At 47.4% G+C, this 13,530-nt stretch carries 13 protein-coding genes; 5 read left to right on the top strand and 8 right to left on the bottom strand.

Features of this window, described 5'->3' with window-relative positions; genetic code table 11:
- Positions 1–45 precede the first annotated feature (45 nt).
- The 6 genes from E8M12_RS07935 to lptM all read right to left on the bottom strand — a co-directional run bounded on the left by E8M12_RS07935 (position 46) and on the right by lptM (position 5,750).
- On the bottom strand, positions 46–1,971 hold the full coding sequence (locus E8M12_RS07935) for an alpha/beta hydrolase family protein (RefSeq protein ID WP_246034059.1): 1,926 nt from the start codon (positions 1,969–1,971) through the stop codon (positions 46–48).
- 76 nt (positions 1,972–2,047) lie between these two features.
- Positions 2,048–2,761, bottom strand: coding sequence for an HAD-IA family hydrolase (locus E8M12_RS07940; RefSeq protein WP_169303075.1), 714 nt, complete (start codon positions 2,759–2,761; stop codon positions 2,048–2,050).
- A 2-nt stretch (positions 2,762–2,763) separates the two neighbouring features.
- On the bottom strand, positions 2,764–3,453 hold the full coding sequence (locus tag E8M12_RS07945) for a DUF484 family protein (protein WP_136735560.1): 690 nt from the start codon (positions 3,451–3,453) through the stop codon (positions 2,764–2,766).
- Positions 3,450–4,259 carry a diaminopimelate epimerase gene (gene dapF, locus E8M12_RS07950; protein WP_136735693.1) on the bottom strand — a complete coding sequence of 270 codons (810 nt, stop codon included), beginning with the start codon at positions 4,257–4,259 and terminating at the stop codon, positions 3,450–3,452. Before dapF ends, E8M12_RS07945 begins: the two co-directional genes overlap by 4 nt.
- A 63-nt stretch (positions 4,260–4,322) precedes the next feature.
- Positions 4,323–5,576 (bottom strand): diaminopimelate decarboxylase, encoded by a 1,254-nt coding sequence (gene lysA, locus E8M12_RS07955; RefSeq protein WP_136735562.1) that lies wholly within the window; start codon positions 5,574–5,576, stop codon positions 4,323–4,325.
- Between the two features lie 30 nt (positions 5,577–5,606).
- The gene (gene lptM / locus E8M12_RS07960; protein ID WP_136735564.1) at positions 5,607–5,750 is read right to left on the bottom strand and encodes an LPS translocon maturation chaperone LptM; all 144 of its coding nucleotides are present in this window, start codon (positions 5,748–5,750) and stop codon (positions 5,607–5,609) included.
- A gap of 167 nt (positions 5,751–5,917) precedes the next feature.
- On the opposite strand from lptM, the gene cyaY reads away from it, so the two are divergent.
- From cyaY to E8M12_RS07985, 5 genes are read left to right on the top strand one after another with little or no spacing between them, the layout of a single operon-like run.
- Positions 5,918–6,238: an iron donor protein CyaY gene (gene cyaY, locus E8M12_RS07965; protein ID WP_136735565.1), complete on the top strand. Its 321-nt coding sequence runs from the start codon at positions 5,918–5,920 to the stop codon at positions 6,236–6,238.
- Between the two features lie 15 nt (positions 6,239–6,253).
- Positions 6,254–7,198 (top strand): hydroxymethylbilane synthase, encoded by a 945-nt coding sequence (gene hemC, locus E8M12_RS07970; protein ID WP_136735567.1) that lies wholly within the window; start codon positions 6,254–6,256, stop codon positions 7,196–7,198.
- Positions 7,185–7,925 carry a uroporphyrinogen-III synthase gene (locus tag E8M12_RS07975; protein WP_169303076.1) on the top strand — a complete coding sequence of 247 codons (741 nt, stop codon included), beginning with the start codon at positions 7,185–7,187 and terminating at the stop codon, positions 7,923–7,925. The genes hemC and E8M12_RS07975 overlap by 14 nt, the downstream gene beginning before the upstream one ends.
- A 31-nt stretch (positions 7,926–7,956) precedes the next feature.
- Positions 7,957–9,402 (top strand): uroporphyrinogen-III C-methyltransferase, encoded by a 1,446-nt coding sequence (locus E8M12_RS07980; protein ID WP_136735571.1) that lies wholly within the window; start codon positions 7,957–7,959, stop codon positions 9,400–9,402.
- Positions 9,402–10,586 carry a heme biosynthesis HemY N-terminal domain-containing protein gene (locus E8M12_RS07985; RefSeq protein WP_136735572.1) on the top strand — a complete coding sequence of 395 codons (1,185 nt, stop codon included), beginning with the start codon at positions 9,402–9,404 and terminating at the stop codon, positions 10,584–10,586. Before E8M12_RS07980 ends, E8M12_RS07985 begins: the two co-directional genes overlap by 1 nt.
- Positions 10,587–10,784: 198 nt before the next feature.
- Here the strand turns inward: E8M12_RS07985 and E8M12_RS07990 are convergent, their stop codons facing one another.
- Positions 10,785–11,780: an HAD family hydrolase gene (locus E8M12_RS07990; protein ID WP_136735574.1), complete on the bottom strand. Its 996-nt coding sequence runs from the start codon at positions 11,778–11,780 to the stop codon at positions 10,785–10,787.
- Between the two features lie 74 nt (positions 11,781–11,854).
- Positions 11,855–13,405, bottom strand: coding sequence for an arylsulfatase (locus E8M12_RS07995; RefSeq protein ID WP_136735575.1), 1,551 nt, complete (start codon positions 13,403–13,405; stop codon positions 11,855–11,857).
- Positions 13,406–13,530 lie beyond the last annotated feature (125 nt).

The following is a 13,530-nucleotide window of genomic DNA, read 5'->3' on the forward strand; positions in this document are numbered from 1 at the left end:
GTTGATGTTGCTATAGTGCCCATTCATCAATTGAATGGGCGAGTATCACAAATGCTGGGCCAGAAAACGCTCAATGGCCTGAAATACAATCAGTCGGTTTTGGGCATTACTGAGATAATGATCACCATCTTCGAGGGTGATAAATTCCACTTGCTTACCTTCGTCCTCAAGTTCATCAAACATATCTTCCGACTGGCTATAACGTACGCTACGATCTTTTTCACCATGCATTAACAGCACCGGTACGTTAACCTTTTTAACATGCTTTAACGGCGAAATTTCCCACAGTAAATCAAAATCATCGCCAATCTGCTTTTTTGCGATTTCATAATTGATAAACCGACGATGGGATTTTACCAGGGCTTCGACGTCCATAACGCCGGCAAAGCTAATCGCACATTGATATAATTCTGGTGATTTTATCGTTCCCATTAATGCCGCATAGCCACCATAACTGGCGCCGAGAATACAGATCCGTTCCGGATCCGCAATGCCGTTATCAATCATCCAACGGGCTCCGTCTTCGACATCATCCTGCATCGCCTGACCCCAACTGGCGATTCCCATTTGCATGAAATCAAAGCCATAACCGGAAGAACCGCGAAAATCCATCTGTAACACCGCGTAACCACGATTAGCTAAAAACTGGCTCCAGTAGTCAAAACCTGAGGATTCATGACTGATGGGGCCGCCATGAGGGAAGATGATGGTCGGTAACTTTTTACCTTCCCCACCCTTGGGGAGAGTCAGATAGCCTTCAATGTTCAGACCGTCCCGGGCTTGATATGAGATATCCTCGCGAATACTCAAAACATCCGGCGTTAACTGATTGTAGCGATAAGCGATGGCGTTCAGCGATTTAGCCTTGCGATCACCCAGCAGGTAGATTCCTGGTTCGTTGTCACTGGTAGAAAGCACCAGATATCGATTTCCATCGGCACTGAAATCGATAAGATAATTAGAGGTGTCTGGGAGGGCAGCGTCTAATGATTTTTTTAGATTCGCGTAGTCGTTATCCCAATAATGATCACCAACGCCAATGACTCGCCCGCTGCCAATATCTCGTCGTAAGCCGCCAGTGACATCATAATTGTCGTTGGAATAGACCAGTTCTTTGGTTAACGCTTTATCGTTCAGATCAACTTTAAAGATGGCATCACGGCCATCGTGCAAGGCTTTGACGTAAAGAATATTGGGCTCAACATCAAAACCCATGGGCCAGACTTCTTCTTTAGAGAAGGCTTCGAAAGACCACAGAGTACGCATCCCGTCTCGTTCAGCACTTTGTTCAAGAATTTCATAGCTGGTATCGTCGCGGCGAATTCCGATACGAATATTGTTCTGTCTATCGGTGAGCCAGTCATAGACATCTTCCCTGGCTCGTTGCATGACCTTGGTGCGACCACTTCCTTCCGTAACCAGCTTCATCTTATACACCGAAGGTTCGCCACCGCTGCGCTGCCCGGCAAGCTCCATTAATATGAAGTCCGGTTCGTCTGGGAGGATATCGATGACCTTAGATTGAATTTGTGGCACGTAGGAGAATTTTTTAAACATCAGGCGTGGAACAATGCTGCGTGATTTTCCGGAGTGAATATTTAGTTGGATCAGGCGCCACTCATTTACCGGAACGCCACCACGTACCGCCGGAAATTTGGCTTCTACCAACACCACATCATCATTTGCCCATTCCAGAGACGTTATGACGAACTTACTATTATCGGTAAACAGGTGATAATTTGCCTTACCGGTAGCGATGTTGACGATACTAACAACCGCACCTTTTTTCTTACCGGTGACTTTGACAATCGATGCCACATGGTCGCCATTGGGGGACAAATCCATATTGCTGACGTCTGGTTTACTGGCAAAGGCTTCAATTGGCAACACTTCTGCCTGAATTGCTCCATGACCGAAAAATACAAGACAAAATGACAGGATACAGCGCATCCGAAAAGCAGCACGACTCATTTCTCCCTCCTTGGGCATCGCTTATTATTAAATTAACTGTTCAGGTGGTGTGTTTTTTTGACCAGTTACAGATAAGTTAAATAAATTGTGACAACTGTTCAACTTTTTCCAGGTGCAGTGTCGGCAGGATGGTTAGTGGTTTCTTTTTGATCGCGAAGCTTGGATTGTTGACCCAGGCGGTTTGGCAGCCTGACTGCATGGCGCCATATATATCGGCATGGGTGCAGTCGCCGACGTGAAGCAACTGTGACGTTTCGATATTCAGAAACCGGCATGCTTGCAGGAACATATCCCCTTCAGGCTTTTGCAAATTGCCACTACCGGCAAAGTAAGTTTGCTGGAAACAATGGCGGATACCAATATCATCGACACTGACATTGCCATTGGATATAGCCACCAGGGGAAATTTATTCGCCAGTTGCTCCAGTAACCGAACGACTTCCGGGGCAACGGTAAGATTATTGCGATGTCGTAAGAAAAATTCGAACGCCTGTTCGGCTTTTTGTTTTGCACCAGCCTCACTAAAGCCAAGCTTTTTTAATCCCAGGGTCAGGGTTGCCAGTCGTAACGCGGTGACATCGTGGCTTAACGCGGGGTTGAGATGCAGGCACGATCGGCGTTGTTGCCACCAAAAATTACCACTCACCTGTTCGGTTTGTGGCAACAGGGTTTGCAGGTGTTGTTTTAACGCCTGTTCTGCCCGGGTAATGACTGGATGGTTGTCGTAGAGGGTATCATCGAGATCAAAACTCAGGGCTTTGAATGGTCTAAGTCGTCGGTAAAATCGCACTATTATGTCGTGGTTAAAAACTTGGTTACAATCAGTTTAGCAACTAAGTGACGGAATTGTTCCAGTAACAGGGTGTCAATACCGGGATAAAAGTGCTCTACATCCTTAGCAAAAAAAGCGATCAGACCAATATCCTGTTGCTGGTGTTGTAAGCGGATCAGACAGCACGAACCGCTTTGTTCGTCGGGAAATAACTGCAATTGTTGCGCTGTGGTCAGACGGCCAAAATAATAGTTGTCGGCACCAAAACGATCGGCATATTGGTGACTGTCTACACCAGTTATCAGAATCTCATGACTCAGGTTCTGCTCGGTGTTAAATAACAGCAAACGTACATCGCTAAGCTCGAGCAATTGGCGGGTGGTTTGTTGTAGATAATCACAAAATGGCGAAAACTCATGCGCCTCAATCAGGTTCAGATAGAGATCATTGAAAATGGTCAGCAGCCGGTCATTTTGATTGGCAACGGTTAACAAGTCGGTGATTTCTTCTTCCAGTAACTGGACTTTCTGCCTGAGTAACTGTTGCTGGCGCTCCACCAATGAGATTGTACCGCGACGATTGTCCGGTAACTGCAAGGACGTAAGCAATTGTGGATGACGGTTAAAAAAATCCTGATCGGATTGCAGGTACTCTAAAACTAATTCATCATCCAGTTGCTGGATATCAAATGGCATGGGGGATTGGCTCATAGGGGCATGGTTCCATCAAAAACATGTTTGGCCGGGCCGGTCATTTTCACCGGGTGGCCGGGTCCTTTCCAGTAAATTTTTAATTTGCCACCGGGCAACTCAACGGTGACATTATTGGCTAGCTTGTCCTGAAGAATACCTATCACCACTGCCGCACAGGCACCACTGCCACAGGCTAATGTTTCTGCGGCGCCACGTTCGTAGACCCGCAGTTTAATGTATTTCGGCGATTGAATTTCCATAAACCCGACATTTGCCTGCTCGGGAAAGCGTTCATGGAATGACAGGGTTTTGCCGAGTGTTGCCACGGGTGCATCTGCCACTGAATCGACTTCCACCACGCAATGAGGGTTGCCGAGCGATACGGCACCACAAAATACGGTTTGCTCTTCGGTAAGGAGGATATAAGTACCTTCCTGCTTCTGTGCTGTGAATGGTATTTTCGCCGGTTCCAGAATTGGTACCGGCATGCTGACTGTAATCAATCCATCCCGCTCTATATGCAGGGTCATTTTCCCCGATGCGGTAGAGACTTTGATTTTGTTTTTATTGGTTAAACCTTTCAGGCGTACAAAGCGTGCAAAGCAGCGGGCACCATTGCCGCATTGACTGACTTCACTGCCATCGGCATTGAAAATACGGTAGTGAAAATCCAGATCCGGATCGTATGGGGGCTCGACCACTAATAACTGGTCAAAGCCGATGCCAAAATTTCGATCCGCAAACTGACGAATTTGCTCGTTGGATAAAAACACGTTTTGGGTGACATTGTCGACCACCATAAAGTCGTTACCCAGACCATGCATTTTCGAAAAATGCACTAAATTTTGCTTGTTATGTCTCAACTCGCCAATTCCTTTTTACAACATTCAAGGTAACAGGTGTTCGCCTTTAATTAAATCATCAAATGATTCACGCTCACGGATAATGTAACTGTGCTCACCATCGACCATAATTTCCGCTGCCCGCGGCCGGGAATTGTAATTCGAACTCATGGTAAACCCGTAAGCACCGGCGCTTCGAATTGCCAGCAAATCACCGCTGCGAATCGCAAGCTGTCGGTCTTTGCCAAGGAAATCACCGGTTTCACACACCGGACCAACCACATCATATACTTGTTTGCTGGCACTAGGGTCTATCTCAACTTCAACGATTTCCTGCCATGCCTGGTAGAGCGATGGGCGAATCAGGTCATTCATCGCCGCATCGACAATGGCAAAATGTTTGTCTTCATTGGTTTTTAAAAATTCGACTTCGGTAACCAGGATACCAGCATTGGCCATGATCGCCCGTCCCGGCTCATAAACAACTTTGACATTTCGGCCGCTTAACTTTTTAGCCAATGCTGCCACATAGCGCTCTGGAGTTGGTGGGGTTTCACCGCGGTAGTCAACACCCAGGCCACCACCAACATCAATGTGCGACAAGGAAATGCCGTTTGCGGCTAATTCATCAACAAGGAGCAATACCCGGTCCAGCGCATCCATAAATGGTTGTATTTCGGTTAACTGGGAACCAATGTGACAATCTACGCCCTTTATCTCCAGGTATGGCATGGTTGCCGCCTGCTGATAGATACGCAACGCTTCTTTGATTGGCACGCCAAACTTATTGTCTTTCAAACCAGTAGAAATATACGGATGTGTTCCGGCATCCACATCGGGGTTGACCCGGAGGGATATTGGCGCTTTGACCTGCATCGCCTGTGCAACCGCATGAATCCGGTCAATTTCCGCCTCGGATTCGACATTAAAGCAATGGATCCCAGTTTCAAGGGCAAAACGAATTTCCGCACTGGTTTTACCAACGCCTGAAAATACCACTTTACTGGCATCACCACCCGCTTTCAGGACCCGAGCCAATTCGCCACCGGAAACGATATCAAACCCACTGCCAAGACGCGCCAATACATTCAAAATGCCAATGTTGGAGCTGGCTTTCACTGCGTAACAGATAAGATGGTCTAACCCGGCCGCCTGATTGGCATCGGCAAATGCCTGGTAATGACGTTCGATAGTGGCTTTCGAGTAGACATACAAAGGTGTGCCGTAGTCTTCAGCCAGTTGTGCTACCTTGCAGTTTTCAGCATAGAGGTGTTGCTGCTGACGTTGGAAAAAGTCCATGAGTTAGTTCCTGAAATCGCCCGTTTGAGGCTATTGCTTAGATTGGTTTTGTTGCTGTTCACCCTGGTTTTTATCCGAATCAGGCGTTTGATATAACGGCCCTTTCTGACCACAGCCAGAGACCAGCAACATAAGACCAGTAAAGATAGCAAAAGTCGTTTTTTTATTCAGCATTTTCTTCAACATAATATTGATAAGATAGTGGATTGGTATCGCTTTAATGGGTTAGTGGCTTTATAATCGCATGCAGAGCGGTAAATACAAGTCCGCACGATGATTTTAATGCCTCAAGTGTATGTGTTGAGGATAATTTAAACCACAGATTAAGGCGAAGGTAGAAGATGAACGACAGCCAATATAATCTTATGGCCGATGACATGTTGATGGCCATCGAAGATGCCATCGAAGATTGTCCGGTAGACATTGATTATGAAAGCGTTGGTGGCCTGCTGACTCTGGCTTTTCCTAATGGCACAAAAATTATCATCAATAAACAACCACCCTTGCATGAAATCTGGGTAGCAACAAAATTCAATGGCCACCATTTCGAGTACGTCGATGAGACCTGGCGTGATAAGCGTTCGGGCGATGAATTCTGGTCATTTTTGTCGCAAGCGGTCAGCATTCAGGCTGAGACCGACGTTACCCTGTCTGCTGAATAGTTTGGAATCCCGTTTATGTCAGAATTAGCATCGCCACAAGTAATCCGCATCGCCACCCGAAAAAGTGCGCTGGCCATGTGGCAAGCCGAATATGTGAAAGCCCGTCTTGAACATTTTCATCAGGGATTGACTGTGGAACTGTTACCTATGGTTACCAAAGGCGACATTATTCTTGATTCGCCGTTGGCCAAAGTCGGTGGTAAAGGCCTGTTTGTCAAAGAGTTGGAAGTGGCAATGCTGGAAGGGCGCGCGGACATCGCCGTACATTCAATGAAAGATGTACCGGTTGATTTTCCTGAAGGACTGGGTTTGCAAGTTATCTGCGAGCGTGAAGATCCCCGCGATGCCTTTGTATCCAATCAATATCAAAGCATCGATGCGTTGCCGCAAGGCGCGGTTGTCGGTACATCGAGCCTGCGTCGCCAGTGTCAGTTAAAGGCAATGCGCCCGGACCTGCAGGTGAACGATTTGCGAGGTAATGTTAATACCCGCCTGGCAAAACTGGATAACGGCGATTACGATGCCATTATTCTTGCTGCTGCCGGCCTGATTCGCCTGGAAATGTCTCAGCGGATTGCTCAGTACATTGCACCAGAGATGATGTTGCCAGCCAATGGCCAGGGTGCCGTCGGTATTGAATGTCGAAGCGATGACGACCGGGTGAAAGCCTTGCTGGCACCATTGGAGCATACAGAAACCCGAATTCGGGTGTTGGCTGAGCGAGCGATGAATACCCAACTTCAGGGGGGCTGCCAGGTACCTATCGGCGGCCACGCAACAATTGACGGTGAACAGTTACATTTGCGCGGTTTGGTAGGACGACCGGATGGTTCCGAGCTGATTGAAGCAGAAATCTATGGTGCGGTGAGCGAAGCTGAAAAGCTGGGGCAGGTGTTAGCCGATGAACTACTGGCCAGTGGCGCCAATGTCATACTTAAGGAGCTGTATGAGCAAAACTGACCTGAACATATTGCTCACCAGGCCACTTTCTAAATCCCAGTCGCTGGCGAGGGACATTGTTTCCCTCGCTAACCACATTGAAATTCAGCCATTATTCGAATACCTGCCCACCGATAACGCATTGTCATTAAGCAATGCCATGGTTCCTCCTCCACATCACATCATTTTTGTCAGTGCCGCCGCCGCGCGTTTTGCGATAAAGCAATGCCCTGTCGATAGGTGGCCAGACAGCAGTCTTTATTATGCGGTTGGGCCGGCAACGAAAACGGCCCTTGCGCCACTGGGTAAATCGATAGCAATGGGGCGCACGTATGACAGTGAAGGATTGCTGGCTCTGCCGCAATTGGCCAACCTTGATGGCGAGCAGGTATTAATCATTCGTGGTGACGGCGGGCGTGAGTATTTGGCGCAAACACTTCGGCAAAGGCAGGCAAATGTTGCCTATAATGAAGTATACCGTCGCCAGTGGCTGCCATTTAATGAAGTGCAACTTATTGAAAAATGGCGAAAACTAAAAATTAATTGTATGGTAGTTACCAGTGAAGCGTTGCTTGACAGGGCTGTCGAGCTAGTGAGCAAGGTTGATCCTTTGTATTTGCAGGACATTCAATGGATCGTGGCCAGCGAGCGCATTGCCGCAAAAGCCAGCGAATATGGATTGCAACAGGTACGAAATGCCGGCGGCGCCAACAACCAGTTAATTTATCAGGCCATTGCAACGCTCTAACAGGATTGCGATACGTCTGAGGAAGTAATTTATGACCGATAAAGATAAAAAATCCGAACAAAGCTCAGACCAAAACAAAGACAGTCAGCCGGCAGCCAATACTGCCGACAAGTCGGATAATGCTGGCGCTGATTCCTCGTCAGCCACATCAGAAAAACAAACGGCCACGAGTTCTGCCAGCGCCGCAAAAATAGCTGCCAGGGCGAAAGCACGGGCAGGTCATCCTGATACCGTACCAGGGAAATCTTCGGCCACTGGCAATTCAACCAGGCGAGCAGATTCAGATAAAAAACCGGGTATATCCAAAGTAGGAGTGCTGGCATTGTTGCTGGCATTGATTGCCGCTGGTGGCACGGGTGCACTTTATTATTATCAGCAACAGCAATTGCAGGCACTTGCCAATGATCTCAATGAAAACCTGAAAAATGCTCAGCAAAGCAACAATCAAAGCCTGTCGCAACGAGTGACAGAACAACTTGACGGTTTTCAAAAATCCAGCCAGCAAAGCAACCAGGCGTTGAGCGAAGAATTACGAAGTCGTAATGAGCAGGCGCAACAGGCGCTGATGGACGAGGTTGAGCAATTGAATGCAAAAATCTCCAGGCTAACATCGCAACAACCGAGTAACTGGCGAGTTTACGAAGCGGAATATTTATTGAGAATGGCCTCGCGCGTTATCTGGCTTGAAAATGATGTTACCACGGCCCTGTCATTACTCGACGATGCCGATGCCCGGCTGGCGTCGATGAAGCAAGCGCAGTTTATGCCAATCCGTAAATTGATTCGACAGGATAAGCAAACCTTGCAGCAACTTCCCGAGGATAAATCCCAGGAGATTATTCTGGCGCTGCTGGCGCTAAGTGAGAGTACCGAAAAGTTAGTATTGAAAGGCACCGAGCGACAGGTGGAAGTGGCCCCACAGGAACAGCAATTAAGTGAAGATATTGCCGATTGGGAACGCAACCTGCGGATCAGTTGGCAGCGGTTTCTCGCAGACTTTATCACGGTTCGCAATAAGCATGATAAAGATGAACCATTAATGGAACCGCAATATCAGCAGAATATGATGCAAAACCTGCAACTTAAACTGCAAATTAGCCAGTGGGCGGTAACCCAGAAGCATACTCAGCTTTATCAGCAAAGCCTTACCGATATTGAACAATGGTTGCAACGTTACTTTGCCGAAAACAATCGCGCTAACCAGGCGTTCATTGATGAGATTAGCCGCTTGCAAGAGCAGGAGTTTGATATTGATTATCCTCAGAATCTGCAATCCCAGCAGGCCCTGAGAGAGTTACTGGATCAAAACTTTTCCGCATCAACCCGGCCCTTTAGTCACTTTGACTCGACAGTATCTTCTATCGAATCACCAGCAATGATAGCCACCACTTTGGTTGTGGATAGTGCTGATACACAATCTAAACAATCAGAATCTGAGCAGGTGGATGCAACCGCTGACGGTGAGGAAACTCAATAATGATACGTTTTTTCCTGGTCATGTTAATGGTCCTTGCGGTTACCGCATTCAGTTATTTACTGATCGACCACAAAGGTTACATTCTGATCACCATGGGTGATTGGATTTATGAAGCCACCGTGTTTGGCTTTGTCACCCTGTTGATTCTTGCTTTGATTATTTTATACGGCCTGTCTTTATTGATTCGTAGTGTGTTTAAAGTTTCCGGCAATGCCTGGCATTTTCTTGCCCATGGTAAACAAAGCAAAGCGATTCGCAGCTTTGAACAGGGGCTGGCAGCCTACCTGGTTGAAGATTACAAAAAGGCGGAAAAACTGCTGGTGAAAAGCGCGCCTAAATGCACGATGACTAACACTGCCTGGTTATTTGCCGCCAGTGCCGCCAATCGCCAGAACATGCCCGAATCGGCGCGGCAGTATTTACAGCGAATTGCTGAAAATACTGAGGGCGAAGAGAATCTCAATTATGAAGCACTTCTGGTTGCCGGCAAACTAAACCTGGATGATGCACAATTTAGCCAGGCCCGTCAGTTAATTGACAAAAATAAAGGCCGGGTTGGTCACAAAGGCCGGATGCTAAGTCTCGATATTGAAGTGTGTCTGCATGAAAAACGTTATCAGCAGGCCATCGAATATTTACGCGATGCGCGCAAAGACAAGAATATTGACGAGATACAGATTGAGCAATGGGAAACTATCGCCTTTACCGGGTACTTTCAGCAATTAATCGCTGAGAACAGTGTTTATGATGTTGAAAAATATTATCAAAGCCTTAGTCGTAAAGAACGTCAGCAGGAAAGCATCATACTGGCTTATGCCCAGGTCTTGGGCGAGCACGGGCTGACCGATAAACTCGAAGATCTGGTGTTGCCATTGTTGAAGAAACAACCCAGCCAGAAGTTTATTAATGGCCTTAAAGACATTTCCATGCCGCACAGCCCCAAGGTGATGGCGGCGATTCAGAAACACCTGCAAAAAGAACCGGAAAATCCGCTTTGGCTCAGTGCATTTGCCTATGCGTGCATGGCTAGCAGAGACTGGGAGAAAGCCCGCAAGGCATTTGTGTCACTGCTTAAGGTGCGACAATCCCAGGATGATCTGCACGCTTATGCCAAGGTATTACAGACTTTGGGTGAGCATGAGCAAGCCAACCGTGTATACCAGGAGATTATGGCGCAGGCGTAGCCTCGAGCTAAAGCTCTCGGAAGGTGACGAAGGGTGACAATCTCGAGCTAAAGCTCTCGCTAGGGTGTCGAGGGCTGACGAAGGTTGTCAAATCGAACTCAAGTTATCTTCAGGTGACGAAGGTGCCAGGCTTATCCTTAGACAACTCTAGACACCCCTAGTCACCTCCAGACACCCTTAGTCACCTATAAAGGAATGCTATTCTACTTCCGGAAAAACCACCTTCCAGTCTTTTGCCATATCTACCAAAATCCAGCCGTCCTTTTTGTGCTCGGTGGCGTAATCCAGGCCTTTATCAAAGGTGCCGATGTGAGATTCGCGATCATAGGCCCACTCTCTGCCCTTGTCGGTATGGTGGATGTAAACCGCCAGTCTTTTACCTTCGCCCGCCATGGTGTATTGCAGCATCGCCAGATCACCATCGGAATTGCCAAAGGCGATTAGCGGTCGGCGGCCAATGTGGTTATCGATACCAATCGGCTTGCCTTCTTTATCGTTAACAAAATCGATTGCTGCCTGGCGCATAATTTGTGCACCGCCATCAGCGTTGAGCATAAACTCTTTTTTTACTCTGGTGCCTACCACCTGTTCAGGCGGAATGCCATAGACCTGTTCCGCCCAAACCCTGAGGAAATCGATGCCACCGCCACTGACAATAAAGGTCTTAAAGCCGTTAGCACGCAGGTAATCGAGGACTTCCAACATCGGCTGATACACCATATCGGTATATTTACGTCCGGTCTTAGGGTGGGTGGCGGTGGTAATCCAGTCTTTGACAACTTGCTGGAATTCTTCCTGACTCATGCCAGAGTGAGAGGCGAAGACGATTTTGGCAATATTTTCATGGCTGCTTAACGCCGTTTTTAAATCTCCGGCCAGCACTGACTTGAAAGGCTCCTGGGTTTTCCATTCAGGATGTTTGTCCTGGGTGGCTTTAAGGCGATCTAATGCAAACGCTAACTGAAAGTACATCGGCTGCTCTGCCCATAAAGTACCATCGTTATCGAATACGGCGATGCGCTTTGATTGCTCAACAAAACCCGCTCCTTCCTTGGTGACGGTTTCTACAAATGCTGTCAGCTGTTGCCTGGCATCCGTGTTCGACCAGGATGGTAAGTCCTGTGCCACAAGCGTTGTCGAGCAAAGGCTGGATATCAGCAAAAAACTGCTCAGTAAAATACGTTTGGCATTCATCGTGTGACCTCTTGATTAAAGCTGATTAAACAAAAAAGTGAACCGAAGTTCACTTTTTTACGGTGACGTTGTCGCTACTTACTGCCGCCACCTTCCTGCAGTTTTTCCATCACTTGATCGAGACTAAAGCTCGCCGCTTTCTGGCTAGGTGGGTATTCCTTAAAACTTTCCAGGAATTTACCGACATATGCCTGAGCTGGCACTAGCAAATAGGCGCGATCAATCATCCAGTCATAGTAATTATTTGACGTTTTCTGTGAACGCTCAAACGGATCACGACGCAGGTTAAAGATTAACGGTACCCGCAATGGAGTGAATGGATTGGCCCAGATTTCAAAGGTTTCCTCGACCCGTTGCTCCATAAAAATAAGTTTCCATTGGTCATAACGCAACGCCGTTAAGTCACCATCATCGGAAAAGTAAAAGATCTCCTTACGCGGTGATTCATCCGCTTTTCCGGTCAGTAAATCGAGAATGTTATAACCATCAAGATGATTTTTGTAATTTCGGCCAATGGCTTTATAGCCATCCAGTAAGTCCTCTTTAACGTCGTCGTTACCAGCAGCAGCCAGGAAGGTGGGTAACCAGTCCATATGATGAACAATTTCATTGGTTACACTGTTTGGCTTAATTTTACCGGGCCAGCGAATCATCGCCGGTACCCGCCAGCCACCTTCCCAGTTAGTATTCTTCTCGCCACGGAACGGTGTCATTGCCGCGTCTGGCCAGGTGTTCATGTGTGGTCCATTGTCAGTCGAGTAAAAGACAATGGTGTTGTCGGTGATATCCAGCTCATCGAGCTTATCCAAAAACAACCCGATATGGCTGTCATGCTCCATCATGCCAATCTGGTACTCATCATATTTGGCATTTTTCGGATCGTTCATCAGCTCATCTTTAACGTGAGTGCGAAAGTGCATGCGGGTGCCGCTCCACCAGACGAAGAAGGGTTTGTCATCTTTGACCGCTTTTTCGATAAACTTCAACGCTGCCGCTGCGGTTTCTTCATCAACGGTTTCCATGCGTTTTTTGGTGAGCGGACCGGTGTCTTCTATCTTGCCATCGGCACTGGATTTAATGACGCCACGAGGACCAAACTTTTTGCGGAATTCCGGATCCTTTGGATAGTCGCGATTTTCTGGTTCTTCTTCGGCATTTAAGTGATAGAGGTTACCAAAAAATTCATCGAAACCATGATTGGTGGGTAAGTGTTCGTCACGATCGCCCAGGTGGTTTTTACCAAACTGACCGGTAACATAACCCTCTTCTTTTAACGCCGCAGCAATGGTGATGTCCTTTTCACTCATTCCCAGTTCGGCGCCGGGCAGGCCAACTTTCGACAGGCCGGTGCGAAATACGCTCATCCCGGTGATAAACGATGAGCGGCCAGCGGTACAGGATTGCTCACCATAATAATCGGTAAATCGCATCCCCTCATTGGCAATACGGTCGATGTTCGGCGTTTTGTAGCCCATCATTCCATCGGAGTAAGCACTGATATTCCATATCCCCACATCATCACCCCACACCACCAGGATATTGGGCTTATCCGCGGCTAGTGTAAAAAAGGATGAGAGTGAAAGAGCAGCGGTTGCTGCCAGTGTCGATAACCATTTGCTCGGCATATGAATGATCTCCCCAAAAACACATCATTAAGACTTATGAGTTTAGTTGAAGATCATCCATTTTCACGGCCCAGAGAAAAAAACTATGATTTTTTTCGTAGATAATTTAGTAGCTTAAATTATCT

The organism is Thalassotalea mangrovi (assembly GCF_005116735.1).
Taxonomy (GTDB): Bacteria; Pseudomonadota; Gammaproteobacteria; order Enterobacterales; family Alteromonadaceae; genus Thalassotalea_A; species Thalassotalea_A mangrovi.